At 73.7% G+C, this 18114-nt stretch carries 15 protein-coding genes; 7 read left to right on the plus strand and 8 right to left on the minus strand.

The window, feature by feature from the left end:
* Positions 1 to 13: 13 nt before the first annotated feature.
* The 3 genes from O7612_RS05160 to deoC are packed head-to-tail and all read right to left on the minus strand — an operon-like array spanning position 14 to position 3265.
* Positions 14 to 838, minus strand: coding sequence for an aldehyde dehydrogenase family protein (locus tag O7612_RS05160; RefSeq protein WP_282270912.1), 825 nt, complete (start codon positions 836 to 838; stop codon positions 14 to 16).
* The gene (locus O7612_RS05165) at positions 831 to 2282 is read right to left on the minus strand and encodes an aldehyde dehydrogenase family protein (RefSeq protein ID WP_282273807.1); all 1452 of its coding nucleotides are present in this window, start codon (positions 2280 to 2282) and stop codon (positions 831 to 833) included. Before O7612_RS05165 ends, O7612_RS05160 begins: the two co-directional genes overlap by 8 nt.
* Positions 2283 to 2287: 5 nt before the next feature.
* Positions 2288 to 3265 carry a deoxyribose-phosphate aldolase gene (gene deoC, locus O7612_RS05170; RefSeq protein ID WP_282270913.1) on the minus strand — a complete coding sequence of 326 codons (978 nt, stop codon included), beginning with the start codon at positions 3263 to 3265 and terminating at the stop codon, positions 2288 to 2290.
* A 218-nt stretch (positions 3266 to 3483) separates the two neighbouring features.
* On the opposite strand from deoC, the gene upp reads away from it, so the two are divergent.
* The gene (gene upp / locus O7612_RS05175) at positions 3484 to 4116 is read left to right on the plus strand and encodes a uracil phosphoribosyltransferase (RefSeq protein WP_282270914.1); all 633 of its coding nucleotides are present in this window, start codon (positions 3484 to 3486) and stop codon (positions 4114 to 4116) included.
* Between the two features lie 289 nt (positions 4117 to 4405).
* Complete coding sequence (locus O7612_RS05180) at positions 4406 to 5089, plus strand: GPP34 family phosphoprotein (RefSeq protein ID WP_282270915.1); 684 nt, start codon at positions 4406 to 4408, stop codon at positions 5087 to 5089.
* Between the two features lie 284 nt (positions 5090 to 5373).
* Here the strand turns inward: O7612_RS05180 and O7612_RS05185 are convergent, their stop codons facing one another.
* The 4 genes from O7612_RS05185 to O7612_RS05200 form a co-directional block, all read right to left on the minus strand.
* Entirely contained in the window at positions 5374 to 5577 is a 204-nt protein-coding gene (locus O7612_RS05185) for a DUF397 domain-containing protein (protein ID WP_282270916.1), read from the minus strand.
* On the minus strand, positions 5570 to 6430 hold the full coding sequence (locus tag O7612_RS05190; RefSeq protein ID WP_282270917.1) for a helix-turn-helix transcriptional regulator: 861 nt from the start codon (positions 6428 to 6430) through the stop codon (positions 5570 to 5572). Before O7612_RS05190 ends, O7612_RS05185 begins: the two co-directional genes overlap by 8 nt.
* 465 nt (positions 6431 to 6895) lie before the next feature.
* Positions 6896 to 8569: a phospho-sugar mutase gene (locus tag O7612_RS05195; RefSeq protein ID WP_282270919.1), complete on the minus strand. Its 1674-nt coding sequence runs from the start codon at positions 8567 to 8569 to the stop codon at positions 6896 to 6898.
* Positions 8570 to 8635: 66 nt separating this feature from the next.
* Positions 8636 to 10801 carry a protein kinase gene (locus tag O7612_RS05200; RefSeq protein WP_282270921.1) on the minus strand — a complete coding sequence of 722 codons (2166 nt, stop codon included), beginning with the start codon at positions 10799 to 10801 and terminating at the stop codon, positions 8636 to 8638.
* Positions 10802 to 11031: 230 nt separating this feature from the next.
* On the opposite strand from O7612_RS05200, the gene O7612_RS05205 reads away from it, so the two are divergent.
* Positions 11032 to 12615, plus strand: coding sequence for a methylmalonyl-CoA mutase family protein (locus tag O7612_RS05205; RefSeq protein WP_282270922.1), 1584 nt, complete (start codon positions 11032 to 11034; stop codon positions 12613 to 12615).
* 572 nt (positions 12616 to 13187) lie between these two features.
* On the plus strand, positions 13188 to 14450 hold the full coding sequence (locus tag O7612_RS05210; RefSeq protein WP_282270924.1) for an amidohydrolase: 1263 nt from the start codon (positions 13188 to 13190) through the stop codon (positions 14448 to 14450).
* Here the strand turns inward: O7612_RS05210 and O7612_RS05215 are convergent.
* Complete coding sequence (locus tag O7612_RS05215; protein WP_282270926.1) at positions 14407 to 15396, minus strand: DUF4349 domain-containing protein; 990 nt, start codon at positions 15394 to 15396, stop codon at positions 14407 to 14409. The genes O7612_RS05210 and O7612_RS05215 overlap by 44 nt on opposite strands.
* A gap of 119 nt (positions 15397 to 15515) precedes the next feature.
* Between O7612_RS05215 and O7612_RS05220 the strand changes: the two genes are divergently transcribed.
* Genes O7612_RS05220 through O7612_RS05230 form a run of 3 tightly spaced genes read left to right on the plus strand, consistent with a single transcriptional unit; the run spans position 15516 to position 17979 of the window.
* Positions 15516 to 16145 (plus strand): MBL fold metallo-hydrolase, encoded by a 630-nt coding sequence (locus O7612_RS05220; protein WP_282270928.1) that lies wholly within the window; start codon positions 15516 to 15518, stop codon positions 16143 to 16145.
* Between the two features lie 3 nt (positions 16146 to 16148).
* Positions 16149 to 17198 (plus strand): hypothetical protein, encoded by a 1050-nt coding sequence (locus tag O7612_RS05225; protein WP_282270930.1) that lies wholly within the window; start codon positions 16149 to 16151, stop codon positions 17196 to 17198.
* A 31-nt stretch (positions 17199 to 17229) separates the two neighbouring features.
* On the plus strand, positions 17230 to 17979 hold the full coding sequence (locus O7612_RS05230) for a hypothetical protein (protein ID WP_282270932.1): 750 nt from the start codon (positions 17230 to 17232) through the stop codon (positions 17977 to 17979).
* The last annotated feature ends 135 nt before the right edge of the window (positions 17980 to 18114 follow it).

The raw sequence follows: 18114 nt of genomic DNA on the forward strand, positions 1-18114 counted from the left end.
CCGACCCGGCCGGTCACGTGCCCTTGGGGTGCCAGACCGTCTTGGTCTCCAGCAGCGCGGTCATCCGGGAAAGGCCCGGGTCGCCCGTCCAGTCGTGGTCGGCCGGGACCGGTCGGAGCACCCGCTTGAGGTTCTCCGCCGCCCTGGCCTCCAGGTCGGTCGCCAGCTCGGTACCGGTCACCCCGGCCAGGTCGATCGCGTTGACGTCCAGGTGCGCGGCCAGCGTCGGCGCGGTCTCGGTGATCCGGCCGGTGAGCAGGTTGACCACCCCGCCGGGCAGGTCCGAGGTGGCCAGCACCTCGGCCAGGGTCACCGCCGCCAGCGGGGCCGCCGGGGAGGCCGCCACCACCACCGTGTTGCCGGTGACGATGGCCGGGGCGATCACGCTGACCAGGCCGAGCAGCGCCGGGGACTCGGGGGCCACCACGGCCACCACCCCGGTCGGCTCGGGCGCGGACAGGTTGAAGTACGGCCCGGCGACCGGGTTCGCGCCGCCGTACACCTGGGGGAGCTTGTCGGCCCAGCCGGCGTACCAGACCCAACGGTCGACGGCCGCGTCCACCTCGTCGCCGGGGACGCCGAGCGCCACGAACTGCTCGCGGCGGCCCTCCAGCATCTCGGCGACGCGGTAGAGGATCTGACCCCGGTTGTACGCGGTCGCGCCGGCCCAGCCCTTGACGGCGGCGCGGGCGGCGACCACGGCGTCCCGCGCGTCCTTGCGGGAGGCCAGTGACACGTTCGAGTCCTGCACGAGATACGACCGTCCCGACTCGCTGCGCGGGAACTTCCCGCCGATGAAGAGCTTGTACGTCTTGCGTACCGCGACCCGCTCAGACATTGAGGTACGCCTCCAGCCCGTGCCGGCCGCCCTCGCGGCCGTAGCCCGACTCCTTGTAGCCGCCGAACGGCGAGGTCGGGTCGAACTTGTTGAACGTGTTGGCCCACACCACCCCGGCGCGCAGCCGGTCGGCGGTCCACAGGATGCGGGAACCCTTGTCGGTCCAGATCCCGGCCGACAGCCCGTACGGCGTGTTGTTGGCCTTCTCCACCGCCTCGGCCGGGGTGCGGAAGGTCAGCACGGCCAGCACCGGGCCGAAGATCTCCTCGCGGGCGACCCGGTGCGCCTGGGTGACCCCGGTGAAGATGGTCGGCGCGAACCAGAACCCCCGGTCGGGCAGCTCGCACGGCGGCGACCAGCGCTGCGCGCCCTCGGCCGCCCCGGCGTCGGACAGCTCCCGGATCCGGGCGAGCTGGGCGGCCGAGTTGATCGCCCCGACGTCGGTGTTCTTGTCCAGCGGGTCGCCGACCCGTAGCAGCGCCATCCGTCGCTTGAGCGCGTCGAGCACCTGCTCGGCGACGTTCTCCTGGACCAGCAGCCGGGAGCCGGCGCAGCAGACGTGGCCCTGGTTGAAGAAGATGCCGTTGACGATCCCCTCGACGGCCTGGTCGACCGGCGCGTCGTCGTAGACGATGTTGGCGGCCTTGCCGCCCAGTTCCAGGGTGACCTTCTTGCGGGTGCCGGCCACCGACCGGGCGATGGCCTTGCCGACCTCGGTGGAGCCGGTGAAGGCGACCTTGTCCACGCCCGGGTGCTCCACCAGGGCACGGCCGGTGTCGCCCGCGCCGGTGACGATGTTGACCACGCCGGGCGGCAGGTCGGCCTGCTGGCAGATCTCGGCGAACAGCAGCGCGGTCAGCGGGGTGGTCTCGGCGGGCTTGAGCACCACCGTGTTGCCGGCGGCCAGCGCCGGGGCGACCTTCCAGGCCAGCATGAGCAGCGGGAAGTTCCACGGGATGACCTGCGCGGCCACCCCGAGCGGCTGCGGGTCCGCGCCGCCGTGCCGGCTCGTCGGCCTCCCGCCGAATCCGGCGTACGACAGCTTGTCGGCCCAGCCGGCGTAGTAGAAGAAGTGCGCGGCGACCAGCGGCAGGTCGACGTCCCGGGACTCGCGGATCGGCTTGCCGTTGTCCAGCGACTCCAGCACCGCCAGTTCCCGGGAGCGTTCCTGGATGATCCGGGCGATCCGGTACAGGTACTTGGCCCGGTCCCGGCCCGGCATCGGACCCCAGACCTTGTCGTACGCCTTGCGGGCGGCGCGGACCGCCCGGTCGACGTCCTGCGCCCCGGCCCAGGTGACCTCGGCGAGCACCTCCTCGGTGGCCGGGTTGACCGTCTTGTCGAGGCTCTCGCCGTCGACGAATCTGCCGTCGATGAACAGGCCGTAGGACGACCTGATGTCGACGATCGCGCGCGACTCGGGCGCAGGGGCGTACTCGAACATCATGCTCAGTCCAGGGTGAAGTAGTCGGGACCGGGGTAGGCGCCGGTCGTCAGCTTGGTGCGCTGCATCAGCAGGTCGTTGAGCAGGCTGGACGCGCCGAACCGGAACCAGTCCGGGCTCAGCCAGTCGCCGCCGACGGTCTCGTTGACCATGACCAGGTACTTGATCGCGTCCTTGGTGGTCTTGATCCCGCCGGCCGGCTTGACGCCGACCTGCCGCCCGGTGGTGGCCCGGAAGTCGCGGACCGCCTCCAGCATCACCAGGGTCACCGGCAGGGTGGCGGCGACCGGGACCTTGCCGGTGGAGGTCTTGATGAAGTCGCCGCCGGCCAGCATCGCCAGCCAGGAGGCCCGCCGGACGTTGTCGTAGGTGGCCAGCTCGCCGGTCTCCAGGATCACCTTGAGGTGGGCCGCCGGACCGCCGTCGGCAGAGCCGCAGGCCTCCTTGACCGCCCTGATCTCGTCGTAGACCTCGGCATAGCGGCCGGCCAGGAACGCGCCCCGGTTGATCACCATGTCGATCTCGTCGGCCCCGGCGGCGACGGCCGCCCGGGTGTCGGCGAGCTTGACGTCCAACGGGGCCTGGCCGGACGGGAACGCGGTCGCCACGCTGGCCAGGTGCACGGCGCTGCCGCGCAGCACCTCGGCGACGTGCGGCACCATCGCCGGGTAGACGCAGACCGCACCGACGTGCGGGCAGGTCGGGTCGGCCGGATCCGGGCGGAGCGCCTTGGCGGCCAGGGCGCGGACCTTGCCCGGGGTGTCGGCCCCCTCCAGGGTGGTCAGGTCGACCATCCGGATGGCCAGGTCGATCGCCTGCGCCTTGGCGGTGGTCTTGATCGAGCGGGTGCCGAGCTGCGCCGCCCGCTGTTCCACGCCGACCTGGTCCACCCCGGGCAGGCCGTGCAGGAAGGACCGCAGCGTGGTCTCGGATCGTCCCAGCTCGGAGAGGTCCGACCGGGCCGACGTCGTTGTCGCCGTCATGACCCGAATACTACGCAGCCGCGCGTCGGGTGATCCTGGTCACAGCAGCCCCGGTCGGGGTGGCCGTCGGCCCGGACACCGCCGCAGGGTCCGGTGGGCGGGGACGCCACGGTCGGCTACGGGCGGGGCGGTCCGGCCCTTCGGGCGCGGGTGAGCCGCGCCGCCGCCCGCCGCGCACCCGTACTGCCGGCGGGGCCGGACCGGTAGGTTGGGCGATCGTGGACGTACACGTCATTGACCACCCGCTCGCCCAGTCGCGGCTGACCGCCATGCGGGACGCCCGGACCGACTCGTCGTCGTTCCGGGCCGCGCTGCACGAACTCACCACCATGCTGGTGTACGAGGCCGCGCGCACCTTCCCGGTCGAGAAGTACCCGGTGCGGACGCCGGTCACCGGGGCCGAGGGCACCCGGCTGGCGAACCCGCCGTTGCTGGTGCCGGTGCTGCGGGCCGGCCTCGGGATGGCCGACGCGGCGCTCGGGCTGCTGCCGGAGTCGTCGATGGGCTTCGTCGGCCTGGCCCGCGACGAGAAGACGTACGAGCCGCGCGCCTACATGGAGTCGCTGCCCCGGGACCTGGCCGGGCTACCGGTGCTGGTGCTGGACCCGATGCTGGCCACCGGCGGTTCGCTGGAGCACTGCTGCCGGCTGCTCGCCGACCGGGGCTGCACCGACATCACCGTGCTCTGCGTGCTCGCCGCCCCGGTCGGCATCGCCCGCCTGGAGCGGTCGGGGTTGCCGCTGCGACTGGTCACCGCGTCGATCGACGAGGGGCTGAACGACAACATGTTCATCGTCCCGGGGCTCGGCGACGCCGGTGACCGCCAGTTCGGCGGCATGCCCCGCTTCTGACCGGCAGCCCCGCTCCGGCCGGCACGCACCGCCCTGGCCCGCACGCACCGCTCTGGCCGGCAGCCCCGCTCTGGCCGGCAGCCCCGCTCCGGCCGGCACGCACCGCCCTGGCCCGCACCGCCCTGGCCCGCACGCACCGCTCTGGCCGGCACGCACCGGCCTGACCTGCGGGAACACCCGGCCGGTCGGCGGTTCGCGGAGGAGCGGTGCGGTCGGCCGGCGGGGTCGCCTTCCCACGGAGAGCGAGTCGGGGAGCGCGGTGTGCGTTCAGGCGCTACCGTCTCGGGCCATGACTGGTGTTGCGCTGGCCGAGGAGTTGTTGCTTCTCGCGTATGACGATGAGTCCGGCAAGGCGACCATGCCCAGGATCGGTCTCGACCTGGGGATGGCCGCCGCCGTCCTGGTCGAGTTGGCCCTCGCCGGCCGGATCGCGTACGTCGACGGGAACCTGGCGGTGACCGACCCGACGCCGGTCGGCGAGCCGATCCTGGACGGGGTGCTGGGCCGGCTGGCCGCCGACACCCCGCACAGCCCGTCGTCCTGGGTGCAGCGGTTGCGGCACGGCCTGCGCGACCGGATCCTCGGTGACCTGGTCGACCGGGGGGTGGTGCGCGACGTCGAGGAGACCGAGCTGGACTTCATCGTGGTGCACCGCTACCCGACCACGGACCCCTCGGTGGAGCAGGACAGCCGGCGGCGGCTGGCCGAGGCGCTGGCCGGCGAGCAGCTCCCCGACGAGCGGACGGCGGCGCTGGCCACCCTGGTGGCGGTGCTGCGGATGGAACCGGCGCTCGGCCTGACCGGCACCGCCGCGCAGGACGCCCGGCGGCGGCTGGAGGAGATCGCCGGTGGGGCCGGCTTCTCCGGCACGATCAGCCTGGAGGAGTCGGTGGTCCGCCCGTCGGTGGCCCTGGTGGTCACCGCCCTCGGGCAGGCCGTCGACCAGGCCCTCGGCAAGCGCGCGGTCGGCTGATCCTGGCCGCCGCCACACGCGGCCCCGACGGATCACCCGGGAGCCTCCGCCACACGCGGCCCCGACGGGTCACCCGGGAGCCTCGCAGTTTCCTGGTTGTAGTGGCATCCACCCCGCTCGTATGCCACTACAACCAGGAAACTGAGTTGATCATGCCGCGCGGAGTGCGTGCGGGGGTGTGAGAGGGCGAGGGCAGCGGCGGTCCCGGTGCGCAGGGCGTGCGGGCCGGGATCAGCAGGCGCACCGTGGGCTGACCGGACCGCCGCCAGTGGGCCGGACCGCCGTCAGTAGGTGAGCCGGTGGGCCTTGAGGTCGGTGACGAAGGCGGACCAGGCGGCGGGTGGGACGGTGAGGGCCGGGCCGGTCGGGTCCTTGCTGTCCCGGATGCCGATGATGCCGGGGAGGTTGTCGGCCACCTCGACGCACTCGCCGCCGTTGGTGCCGCTGCGGGTGCTGGTGCGCCAGCGGGCGCCGGTCAGGTCACTCATGGCATTCTCCCCGGATCGCATCGATCAGCTCGGCCGATTGTCCCGCGTCGAGGGCGAGGGAATCCAGCCCCTTCCATACCCTTTCGTAGGCGGCGATCTCCGCCGGCTGGTCGAGGTAGAGCGCGCCGGTGAGCCCTTCGACGTAGACGGTCGGTGGCTCGCTCGGGTTGCCGAGTGCCGAGGGTGGGAAGTCGAGCAGCACGAAGGTGCCGGCCTCGGCGGCCAGCGGTGGCCCGGCGGCCAGCGGCAGCACCCGGACGGTGATGTTGTGCCGCTCGCCGACGGCCAGCAGGTGCCGGAGCTGGTCGGCCATCACCGACCGGCCCGGCACCGGGCGGCGCAGCACCGCCTCGCTGAGGATCACCGTCAGCGTGGGGGCCGGTGGAAGTCGCCGGGCCAGCAGCCCCTGCCGCTGGATGCGAAGGCTGACGATCTTGCTCCGCTCATCCTCGCCCAGTTCGGGCCGGTTGTGCTGGAAGAGCGCGGTGGCGTAGCCGGGAGTCTGCAACAACCCCGGCACCAGCTCGGCGTTGTAGTAGCGAATGCTGCTGGCGACGTTCTCCAGGCCGACGTAGAGCGAGAACCAGGCCGGCACGGCGCTCCCGTGGGCGTGCCACCACCCCTCGGCCCGACTCACCTCGGCCAGCCCCAGCAGCACGCTCGTCTGGTCGGGGGTGGCCCGGTACAGGTCGCAGAGCACCCGGACGTCCGGCATCTTGGCCGGCGTGAGGCCCCGCTCGATGCGCCAGAGCTTCTGTCGTGAGCAGTCCAGCTCCCCGGCCGCTGCTTCGATGCTCAGCCGGGCGTCCTCCCGCAATTGGGTGAGCAGCCTGCCGAGCTGCCGTCGCGGCACTGTCGAACTGTTTGTTTCACGCAACGTGCAACACCTTTCCGTCCAGAATGAAACAACGGTCCGCCGCCTATGCAACAGCACGGAGAAAGCACCCCGATGGCGTCGGATAAATGGTGAGAGTGATGCGCTGATGCTAATCGCGCGAACGCTTTGCCAGCAAGAGGTGACACCGGGTGACATTCGGTGGGCGTGGCGGTTCGACGTGATCGATCCCCACCGGTTGCGGGTGACCGGCACCCATCGGTCGTGGCGGATCGGTACCCGCCGCCGCCCTCACCGCCAATTCGCCCGCCCGCCCGAGTGCGGGTTGCGGGGGAAGCGCGCAATTTCATTGTTGTAGTGGCCTCCGAGCGGGATGGATGCCACTACAACAATGAAATTGCGTTGATCATGCAGTGTGACGCGCGGCGAGGAACGTAGTGGGGCGCTCGCGCTGCATGCGGTGGGGCGCGGGGCGGGCGGAGGTCAGATGCCGAGGGCGGCGGCGACCTCGGCGCGTAGCGTGGTGAGCGCCGCCGCCGCGCGCGTCCGGGCCGCCGGCACGTCCCCGTCCGCGACCGGCTCCACCACCTCCAGGTACGCCTTGAGCTTCGGCTCGGTCCCCGAGGGACGGATCACCACCCGGGCGGTGGCGGTCCGCAGGATCACCACGTCGGCGTCGGGCAGCAGGTCCTGCGCCCCGGTGACCGGCGCACCGAGCAGCGTGGTCGGGGTGGTCGCGCGCACCCGGGCCATCGCGGCGGCGATGATCCGCAGGTCGTCCACCCGGACCGAGAGCTGGTCGGTGTGGTGCACGCCGAACTCGGCGGCCAACTCGTCCAGCCGGTCGGTCAGGGTGCGCCCCTGCGCCTTCAGCCCGGCGGCCAGCTCGGCGACGGTCAGCGCGGCGGTGATGCCGTCCTTGTCCCGCACGTGCCCGGGGGCCACGCAGTAGCCGAGCGCCTCCTCGTAGCCGTACGCCAGCGGGGGTGTCCCACCCCCGGCCCGGACGATCCACTTGAACCCGGTCAACGTCTCGTCGTACGCCCGGCCCCGGGCGGTGCACATCGCCCGGAGCAGCGACGACGACACGATCGTGGTGGCGTACAGGCCGTCCACGCCACGCCGCATCAGGTGGTCGGCGAGCAGCACCCCCACCTCGTCCCCGCGCAGCATCCGCCAGCCCGTCGCGGCCGACGGCTCCCGCACCACCACCGCGCAGCGGTCGGCGTCCGGGTCGTTGGCGATCGCCAGGTCGGCGTCGGTGGCCCCGGCGAGGGCCACCAGCCGGTCCACCGCGCCGGGCTCCTCCGGATTGGGGAAGCTGACCGTCGGGAACGCCGGATCCGGCTCGGCCTGGTCGGGCACCACCCCGGGCACCGGGAAACCGGCCCGCGCGAAGGTCGCGGTCAGCACCGCCGCGCCCACTCCGTGCAACGGGGTGTACGCCACCCGCAGGTCGCGCGGCCCGCCCGGGTCGATCACCGCGACGGCCCGCTCCACGTACGCGGCGACCAGGTCGTCGCCGAGCACCTGGCCGGGCGGCCCCAGCGGCACCTGCGCCAGCGGACCGACCGCACGGATGGCCGCCTCGATGCCGGCGTCGGCCGGCGGCACGATCTGCGCACCCGCGCCGAGCGCCCCACCGAGCCCGGCACCCAGATAGACCTTGTAGCCGTTGTCCTGTGGCGGATTGTGGCTGGCCGTCACCATCACCCCGGCCACCCCGTCGAGCCTGCGCACCGCGTACGCCAGCACCGGGGTGGGCAGTGGCCGGGGCAGCAGCAGCGCGGGTCGGCCCGCGCCGGTGGCGACCTGGGCGGTGCGCTCGGCGAACGCCCGGGAACCGTGGCGGGCGTCGTACCCGATCACCAGCGGGCCCTCACCGCCCTCGGCGGCGAGCCAGCCGACCAGCCCGGCCGCCGCCCGGGTGACCACCGCGAGGTTCATGCCGTTCGGGCCGGCCCGCAACGGGCCGCGCAGCCCGGCCGTGCCGAAGGTCAGCGGGCCGGCGAACCGGTCGGCCAGCTCCGGCGCGCTGGCCGGCAGCCGGTCGAGCACGGCCCGCAGCTCGTCCCGGCTGGCCGGGTCGGGGTCGTCGTCGAGCCAGCGCCGAGCCTGGTCACGGATCCGGTCGAGGTCAGTGCTTTCCGCCGCCATTGCCTCTTGATAGCACGGCGGCGGACCACCACGCCCGGTCGGCCGGGACCGCCACGCCCGGTCGGCTCAGCTGGACCCGGTGAGCTGGAACGACTTGACCATCTCGTCGAAGATCGGCCGGCTCTCGGTGAACTTGGCATCGGTGGCGGAGAGGTAGAACGAGTAGACCTTCCCCTCGTGCACCACCCCGCGCCACACGCCGTGCCGCTTGTCGTCGCCCTCGCCACAGGTGTACTCGAGCTCGGCGGCCGACTTTCCGGCCAGGTCCTTCTCACCCATCGCCACCTGCTCGTAGGGCTTGGGGCAGGAACTCGTCCGGTTCTGCAGGCCGTTCTCGGCGACCTCGGCCCACCGGGTCGAGGAGCCGCCGAACTTCTCGGTGAGGATGCGCACCTTGCGCCCCTTGTCCTGCGGGTCGACGTAGTCGATGTAGACCCCGCCGGTCGCCTTCTGCCAGCCCTTCGGCACGTTCACCCGGATGCCCCGGGCGCTGTGCTCCTGCATCGGTGGCAGCGCGCCGCCACCGGCGGCCGGCGTGCTCGGGCCGGCCTGCGGGGGCGGGGTCGGCTCCGGGTCGCCGCCACCGAACAGCGCGACCGCGCCGATCAGCAGCACCACGGCCAGGCCACCGGCCGCCGCGAGCTGGAGCCGGCGCGGCCAGCCCCGCACCGTGCCGACGAGTCGACCGCCGGCGCCCTTCGCCCGGCCGAGTGCGCCGCCGTCGGCGTCGCCCGGCGGTGGGGGTGGCGACGTCCACGACTGACCGGTGCCCGGGATGGACCACTGCCCGCCGTACACGGGCTGGGTCGGCTCGACGCTCCCGCCGCCGTAGATGGCCTGGGTCGGCTCGGCCGCCCCGTAGGCGGGCCGGGCCGGCCCGGTGCCCGTGCCGATGCGCTGGGTGGCGTCCGGGTGCCCGCCGATGCGCTGGGTGGCGTCGGGGGTGCCGCCGATCCGCTGGGTGGCCTCCGGTGCGCCGCCCGGGGTGATCCGCTGGGTGGCCTGGGTGGTGCCGTACGTCCCGGCGGTCGGTCGGGTGGGCAGTGCGTCGGCGGTGGACCCGCCCGGTGCCGGCATCGCGCCGGTCGGGGTGTGCAGCGGGCCGGCGAGCGCGTCGGCGCTGGTGTCGTCGAGGGCGGCGGCGGAGGTGACCACCGGCTTGGGCCGTTCACCCCGGCGCAGCTTCGCCAGCCGGTCGGTCAACGACTCGCCGGCGGCCAGCATCGCCCGGCCGCCGATCTGTCCGCCCGACTTCGGCTCGGCCGGCGGAGCGGCCACGGCCGGCAGCGTCGAGGGACGCTGCACCGGCACCACCGCGTACGGGTCGGTGACCGAGTTGACCGCGGTCGCCGTGCTGGTCAACGGGCCGGCGAGGAGCTCGCGCAGCATCGCGCGGGCGGTGTGCACGTCCAGCCGACGGGCCGGGTCCTTCTCCAGCAGGCCCATCAGCACCCGGGTCAGCGGGCCGCTGCGCTGCGGGGTGGCCGGCGGATCCTCGACCACCGCGTGCATGGTCTCGATCGGGTCGCCCTTGTCGAACGGCGGTCGACCCTCGACGGCCGTGTAGAGCGTCACCCCCAGCGAGAACAGGTCACTGGGCGGGCCGAAATCCTGCCCCATGGCGCGCTCGGGGGAGATGAAGTGCGGTGAGCCGAGCACCATCCCGGGGGTGGTGAGCTGGACGTCGGTGGGCATCCGGGCCACCCCGAAGTCGGTCAGCACGCAGCGGCCGTCGGTGCAGATCAGCACGTTCGCCGGCTTGACGTCGCGGTGCAGCACCCCGTTGGCGTGCGCGACCTCCAGCGCGCCGAGCAGCGCGATGCCGATCTTGGCGACCGCCCGGCCGGCCACCGGGCCGTCCTCGATCACCATGTCGGCGAGGCTGCGGGCGTCCAGCAGCTCCATCACGATCCACGGTCGGCCACCCTCGGTGACCACGTCGTACACCTGGACCACGGCCGGGTGCTGGATCGCGGCGGCGGCGCGCGCCTCGCGCAGGGTGCGTTCGTACATCGCGTCCCGGTCGCTGGGGGCCAGCCCCGGAGGCAGGACCACCTCCTTGACCGCCACGTCACGTCGCAGCAGGGTGTCTGTCGCCCGCCAGACCGTGCCCATGCCGCCGTTGCCCACCGAGGAGCGCAGTGAGTACCGGCCACCGATGATGGTGCCGGGTGCCGCGCGTCCGTTGGAGGGACTCACTGGTCCGCCGCTCCACGTCGGGATCTGAGTCACAGAAAAGCCACCGGGAAAGTCGAGGGGGCTGGGACACAACCTCTCTATCTTGCTGGTTCCGACGCCCGATGCGAAACCCGACGCGGCGGACCTTTGTCCTGACCGACGGTACCGACCGTGCCGTCGAACCGTGTGTACCTGGCCGTTCACCTCCCGTCGACCGATGCCGAACCGAGATGTGCGGCATCGGTCACCACGCCGACGACCGCCGTGCGTCCTACCATCCGTGGATGAGCGATGCGCGGGCTAGCGAGTCGGGGTTCCCCATCAAGGGCGTCTACACGGCCGCCGACCTCCCCCCGGAGCTGGACTCCCGGCTCGGCGAGCCCGGCGGGTACCCGTACACCCGGGGGGTCTACCCGACGATGTACACCTCCCGGCCGTGGACGATGCGGCAGTACGCCGGCTTCGGCACCGCCACCGAGTCCAACGCGCGCTACCACCAGCTGCTGGAGGCCGGCACGATGGGCCTGTCGGTCGCCTTCGACCTGCCCACCCAGATGGGGTACGACTCCGACGACGCCGTCGCGCACGGTGAGGTGGGCAAGGTCGGGGTGGCGATTGACTCCATCGAGGACATGCGGCTGCTCTTCGCCGGCATCCCGCTGGACAGGGTGTCCACCTCGATGACCATCAACGCGCCCGGCTCGGTGCTGCTGCTGCTCTACCAGCTCGTCGCCGAGGAGAACGGCCTGCCGGGCTCGGCGCTCAACGGCACCATCCAGAACGACATCCTCAAGGAGTACATCGCCCGGGGGACGTACATCTTCCCGCCGAAGCCCTCGCTGCGGCTGGTGGCCGACACCTTCGCGTACTGCCGCGGGGAGGTGCCGAAGTGGAACACCATCTCCATCTCCGGCTACCACATGGCGGAGGCCGGTGCGACGCCCGCGCAGGAGATCGCCTTCACCCTGGCCAACGGGGTGGAGTACGTCCGGGCCGCGCTGGCCGCCGGGCTGGCGGTGGACGACTTCGCCCCCCGGCTGTCGTTCTTCTTCGTCGCCCGGACGACGCTGCTGGAGGAGGTGGCGAAGTTCCGTGCCGCCCGACGGATCTGGGCCCGGCTGATGCGCGACGACTTCGGCGCGAAGGATCCGAAGTCGATGATGCTGCGGTTCCACACCCAGACGGCGGGGGTGCAGCTCACCGCCCAGCAGCCCGAGGTCAACCTGGTCCGGGTGGCGATCCAGGGGCTCGGCGCGGTGCTCGGCGGCACCCAGTCGCTGCACACCAACAGCTTCGACGAGGCGATCGCGCTGCCCACCGAGAAGGCCGCCCGGCTGGCCCTGCGCACCCAGCAGGTGCTGGCCTACGAGACCGACCTGACCGCCACCGTCGATCCGTTCGCCGGGTCGTACGTGGTGGAGGCGATGACCGCGGAGATCGAGGCGGCGGTGAACGGCCTGATGGACCGGGTCTTCGACCACGGTTCGGCGGTGGACGCCATCGAGGCGGGGTTCCAGAAGCGGGAGATCGAGCAGTCCGCGTACCGGTTCGCCCAGCAGGTCGACACGGGGGAGCGGGTGGTGGTCGGGCTGAACCGGTTCCAGGTGGACACCGAGGAGCCGTACGAGCCGCTGCGGGTGGACCCGGCGATCGAGGTGGCGCAGGCGGAGCGCCTGGCCCGGCTGCGGGCCGGGCGGGACGGGGCGGCGGTCGAGCGCGCCCTCGCCGAGCTGCGGACCACCGCCGAGGGCGACGGGAACGTGCTCTACCCGATGCGGGAGGCCCTGCGGGCCCGGGCCACCGTGGGTGAGGTATGCGGGACGCTGCGCCAGGTCTGGGGGACGTACCGCCCGAGCGACCGCTTCTGATCCGCCGGTGGGTAGGGGTCGACGTCGGGGCACGGCGGGGGCTCACGGGGTCGCGGGGCCGTCGGTGGGGAGCTACGGTCGGTGACGGCCGGCGGGTACGCCGTACGTCGGGCCGCCCGGCCGGGCGGTGTCCCTGCCCGCGGGGGCGTGACGTCCGGGGCCGCTGGGTAGACCTGAACGGGTGATCGGGACGGACAGCATGTCCGGGCATGCTCAGGGGGGCCGTGCCACGGTCGGGAACCGCGCGCTCACCCAGGGACGTCGGCTAGTTGTCCGACCGGCGGTCAGTGGGGGCCGCTAATGCGACAATTCGGGTATGACGGCCCGGGTCGACGCCGATTTCGCGACCGCCCAATCGGTTACGCGTTGTAGGAGGTGGGGGGCAGATGACGGCGTCCGACCGCGATCTACCTGCTGTCCGGCAGATATTCGACCCCTCCCACCAGGGATTACGTGACGCTGCGCGGTCTGATCGCTACGGTAACGAGGTTGCGCAGCGTCACCGTCGGAGGTCTAGGCTGTCTGCTGTCCGCCCCGATGATCCATCCATTTCTAGTGATCGAGAATTCGACGTGACGAGTGCGTTGACGCTGCCCGAGGGCAGCCTGCTGGCGTCGTCCTGGCCGGAGGCACCGCCCGGGTCGCAGCCCCTGCCCCACGACCTGGACCACCTGCTCGCGGTGCGGGTGCCCGGCCTGATCGCCACCCGCCGCCACCTCCACTCCCACCCGGAACTCTCCGGGGAGGAGTTCGAGACCGCGGCGCTGATCGCCCGGGAGCTGACCCTCGCCGGGCTGCACCCCCGGCTGCTCCCCAAGGGCAACGGGGTGATCTGCGACATCGACGGCCGCCCCGACGGCCCGGTCGTCGCGCTCCGCGCCGACATCGACGCGCTGCCGCTGACCGACGTGAAGGACGTCCCCTACCGCTCCACGGTGGACGGGGTCTGCCACGCCTGCGGCCACGACGTACACACGACCGTGCTGCTCGGCGTCGGGATGCTGCTGGCCCAGCTCGCCGACGCCGGCCAGCTCGACGGCCGGGTCCGGCTCATCTTCCAGCCGGCGGAGGAGATCCTGCCCTGCGGGTCGCTGGAGGTCATCGAGGCCGGCGGCCTGGCGGACGTGGTGCAGATCTTCGCCCTGCACTGCGACCCCAACCAGCCGGTGGGCAAGGTGGGGCTGCGGGTCGGCCCGATCACCGCGGCGGCCGACAACGTCACCGTGCGGCTCACCGGGCCGGGTGGGCACACCGCCCGTCCGCACCTGACCGTCGACCTGGTCGACGCGCTCGGCCGGCTGGTCACCGAGGTCCCGGCCCTGGTCGCCCGCCGGGTGCCGGCCAACAGCGGCCTGCTGCTGGTGTTCGGCCACGCCTCGGCCGGCACCCGGTACAACGTCATCCCGTCCGAGGCGAGCGCGGCCGGCACCCTGCGGGTGATGGACCGCGACACGTGGGAACGGGCTCCCAAGATCGTCGCTCAGGTCGTCCAGGACGTCATCGCGCCCACCGGTGCCACCGTCGACCTGGAGTACCTGCGCGGTCGTCCACCGGTCAGCAACGACGCCCGCGCCATCGACGTCCTCACCGCCGCCACCGCCGCCGCCCTCGGGCCGGAGGGGATCGCGGAGACGCCGCAGAGCATGGGTGGCGAGGACTTCTCCTGGTATCTCGAACACGTTCCCGGCGCGCTCGCCCGGCTCGGCGTCGGCCGGGCCGGCGGCCCCACCGTCGACCTGCACCGGGCGTCCTTCGACGTCGACGAGCGGGCCGTCCCGGTCGGGGTGCGGCTCATGGTGCAGACCGCGTTGCGGGCACTGGCGGCGGTCCGGTAGGAGCCGGCGGCCGGCCCCCACCGACCGGTCCCACCGGCGGCGGGGGCTGCCGCCGACGGCGTCGCCGCCGCAGCACCACCACCAGCGCGGTCACCGGCACCCCGATGAGCAGCAGCCAGGGCAGCAACGCGCCGAGCACGGTCAGCAGCACGCCCATCGAGGCGAGGAAGACCGTCCAGCCGCCGCGCAGACCCACCATGAAGCCGGTCCGGTCCGCCTCCTCCTCGTCGGCCGTCGAGGCGTCCCGCCCCACGAAGGTCACCGTGACCGTGGAGAGCGCGGTCAGGTCGGCCAGCCGACGCTTCTTCGCCTCCAGCGAGGCCAGGTCCGCCTCCCGGCGGGTCACCTCGTTCTCCAGCGAGACCAGCTCCGCCACCGTGTTGGCCCGGGCCAGCAGCCGGCGGGCGCTGTCCACCCGGGCGCGCTGGGTGGTGATCCGGGCGTCCAGGTCGACGGTCTCCTCGGTGACGTCCTGGGTACGGATCTCGCGGCGCTGCTGCCGACCGAACCCGGCCAGCTCGTCGACGAGCGGAGCGAACTTCGCCGCCGGCACCCGCAGTTCCAGTTCCGCCTGGGCGGACGCGTCGGCACTGCGGCGCTGGTCCCCGCCGACGAACCCGCCGGCGGCGGTGACCGCGTCCACCGCCCGACGGGCCGCGCCCTCCACGTCGTCCACCTGCACCCGCATCGTTCCGGTGTAGATGATCGCCCGCTGGTCGACCCGCAGGTCCGGGGCACCGGCACCGGCCTGCCCCGACCCCGCCGGGCGGTCCGGCGCCGCGCCGCCCGGGGCTCCCAGCGCCGGTGCCTTCTCGACCGGTGCCGCCCCGCCGGAGTCGGCCGAGTCCCTGCCCCGGTCGGCAGCCCCGCACCCGGCCAGCAGCAGCGCCGCCAACCCGATCGCGGCGAGCGCGCGTGCCCCGCCGGTCGCTGTCCTCAGTGTCATCCCCGCTCCCGTCGTCGTCGCCCCGGTTCCTCAGGCGATAGTTCGGACGCGGCACGGGGCCGCCCCGGTTCCGGCAGACTGCGCTGAGGACATCACGATTCGATAAGCGAGGAATCACGATGCGGCTCACCAAGTACGCGCACTCCTGCCTCCGGCTCGAACGCGACGGGGCGGTGCTGGTCGTCGACCCGGGCGGGTTCAGCGACCCGGCGGCGCTGGACGGGGCGGACGCGGTGCTGGTCACCCACGAACACCCCGACCACCTGGACGTGGCCGCGCTGACCCGACGGCTGGACCGGGAACCCGTCCCGGTGTACGGGCCCGCCGCGCTCGCCGCCGTGCTCGGCGACGCGGCGGCGGCACTGGTCCCGGTCACCCCGGGTGACACCTTCACCGCCGCCGGTGTCCCGGTACGCGCCGTCGGCGGCCGGCACGCCGTCATCCACCCGGACATCCCGGTGGTGGAGAACATCGGCTACCTGTTCGACGGGACCGTCTACCACCCCGGCGACGCGTTGCACGTCCCCGAGGACGTGGCGGTGGAGACGCTCTTCGCCCCGATCCACGCCCCCTGGTCGAAGTTCTCCGAGGTGGTCGACTTCATCCGGGCGGTCGCCCCCCGCCGGGCGTACGCCCTGCACGACGCGATGCTCAACGACAACGGGTACGGCGTGCTCGACCGGCAGTACGCCGCGTTGTCCCGTACCGACTACCAGCGGCTGGAACCGGGTAGCCGGATCGACGTGTGAACCGTGGCCGCCGACGAGTCCGAGCTGACCCGGCAGCTCTACCGCACCCCGCCCGCCCGGTTCGTCGCCGCCCGGGAGGCCGCCGCCGCCGAGGCCCGCCGGTCCGGGGACACCGCCGCCGTCCGACGGCTGGCCCGGTCGAGGCGGCCCACCGTGGCGGCCTGGCTGGTGAACCTGCTCGCCCTGGACCGTCCGGACCTGGTGGCCGAGTTGGGGCCGCTCGCCGAGGCGCTGCGCGGCGCCCAGCGCGATCTGAAGGGGGCCCGGTTGCGGGAGCTGTCCGGGCAGCGGCGGGCGCTGGTCGCCGCCCTGGTCGCCGAGGTACGCCGGCTGGCCGCCGATCGTCCCGACGCGCCACCGGCCGCCCGGCTGCCGCTGGCCGAGGTGGAGGCGACCCTGCACGCGGCGCTCGCCGATCCCGGGGTCGCCGAGCAGGTGCGCTCCGGTCGGCTGCTCAGGGCGGTGCACCACTCCGGCTTCGGTGAGGTCCCCCGTCCACAACTACGCCTGGTCACCGGCGGTGGCGCGGCGGACACCGGCGGGGGGAGGAAGGCCACCGGTGGTGGGGCGCAGGCCACCGGCGGCGGGAGGAAGGCCGGCGGTGGCGACGTGGGGGCCGACGCCGGCGGCGGGGCGGAGTCTGGCGGCGTACCCGGGCGGGGGGCGGACCGTGGCGGTGCCCGGCGGGCCCGTGACGAGCGGGAGGCGGCGCGGGCCGTGCGGGCCGAACGGGGTCGACGACGCCGTGCCCTGGTGCGGGAGCTGGCGGCGGCCCGGGCCGCCCAGCGGCAGGCGGAACGGGAGCGCGACGGCGCGGCGACGGCCGAGCGGACGGGCGTCGACGCGCTCGACCGGATCGAGCGTGAGCTGGCCGACCTGGAGCGTCGTCGGGCCGCCGCCGAGCAGGAGCTGGGCCGGGCGCGACTGGCCCGCCGGGCGGCCGAACGGAACCACGTCGCGGCCCGTCGCCGCACCGGAGAGGTCGAGGCGGCCATCGAGGCGCTGGACGCCGAAGGGGAGGACGCCACGGCTGGCGGCGGCCAGGCAGACTGAGCACGATGAATACGTGCAACGGGTGGTCGGGATGACACCGGAACAGGTCGCCGCCGGCAGCAAGCCCGCCGTGCTGGAGCTGGGGGAACTGTTCAGCAGGAGCCCGGAGACCCTGCAACGGGCGAGGGAACTGGGGCTGTCCGGTTGGGCGTTCTACGTCACCGGGCGGGCCGGCGCCCTGGGCGACATCCACGCCGAGACGGTGGCGGCGGCGCTGGGCTTCCTCGCCCCGGAGGCCGTCGCCGACGGGTGGGACACCGCCGTCCGGGTGGTCCGGCCGCTGACGGTGGCCAACGCCCACCTGACCGAGTGCTGTCGGTGGGGCACCGCCACCCTCGACGGCCTGCCCGGCACACCCCGGCTGACCGCCCTGCTGGAACGGGTGGTGGTCGCCGCCGACGCGACCGGTATGCCGCTCTTCGCCGCCTGGCGGGCCATGCCGCTGCCGGAACACACCGACGGTGCCCGCGCGGCCGCGGCGCTGCTGCTGCTGCGGGAGTACTTCGCCGGGGCGTACCTGCTCGCGGTGCGGGCCGCCGGGATGACACCGCTGGAGGCGGTACTGGCCGGTCCGGCGGGGGAGGGCGGGGCGGCGGCGTGTGGGTGGTCCCCGCCGTACCCGGCGATCGGGCCGTTGGTGCGGCGTCGGCTGTGGGCCGAGGCGGTGACCGACCGGCTGGCCTCGACCGGCTTCCGGGCGCTCCGCCCGGCCGAGGGGCGGGAGCTGATCGAGCTGCTCAGCGACCTGCGGGCGGGACTGCGGCCCGACCCGGCCGGGTAGCCCGCCGGTCTCCCGTCGCGGCCGGCGGCTCCGGATCCGGCGCTGTCCCGGCCGGCCGCCCCTGACCCGGTGGCGCCGCGTGCGGCGGGGTCGCGGTGGGTGCCGGCCGGAAAACCGGCGGCGGCCGGCGCGGTG

Origin of the sequence: Micromonospora sp. WMMD987 (genome assembly GCF_029581435.1) — a bacterium.
In the GTDB taxonomy this organism is placed as follows: domain Bacteria; phylum Actinomycetota; class Actinomycetes; order Mycobacteriales; family Micromonosporaceae; genus Micromonospora; species Micromonospora rifamycinica.

Excerpts from the sequence above, each read along its gene's own strand:
- O7612_RS05160 (WP_282270912.1), bottom strand. The coding sequence starts at position 838 with ATGTCTGAGCGGGTCGCGGTACGCAAGACGTACAAGCTCTTCATCGGC.
- O7612_RS05165 (WP_282273807.1), bottom strand. The coding sequence starts at position 2,282 with ATGTTCGAGTACGCCCCTGCGCCCGAGTCGCGCGCGATCGTCGACATC.
- deoC (WP_282270913.1), bottom strand. The coding sequence starts at position 3,265 with ATGACGGCGACAACGACGTCGGCCCGGTCGGACCTCTCCGAGCTGGGA.
- O7612_RS05180 (WP_282270915.1), top strand. The coding sequence starts at position 4,406 with ATGACTGGTGTTGCGCTGGCCGAGGAGTTGTTGCTTCTCGCGTATGAC.
- O7612_RS05185 (WP_282270916.1), bottom strand. The coding sequence starts at position 5,577 with ATGAGTGACCTGACCGGCGCCCGCTGGCGCACCAGCACCCGCAGCGGC.
- O7612_RS05195 (WP_282270919.1), bottom strand. The coding sequence starts at position 8,569 with ATGGCGGCGGAAAGCACTGACCTCGACCGGATCCGTGACCAGGCTCGG.
- O7612_RS05205 (WP_282270922.1), top strand. The coding sequence starts at position 11,032 with ATGAGCGATGCGCGGGCTAGCGAGTCGGGGTTCCCCATCAAGGGCGTC.
- O7612_RS05215 (WP_282270926.1), bottom strand. The coding sequence starts at position 15,396 with ATGACACTGAGGACAGCGACCGGCGGGGCACGCGCGCTCGCCGCGATC.
- O7612_RS05220 (WP_282270928.1), top strand. The coding sequence starts at position 15,516 with ATGCGGCTCACCAAGTACGCGCACTCCTGCCTCCGGCTCGAACGCGAC.
- O7612_RS05230 (WP_282270932.1), top strand. The coding sequence starts at position 17,230 with ATGACACCGGAACAGGTCGCCGCCGGCAGCAAGCCCGCCGTGCTGGAG.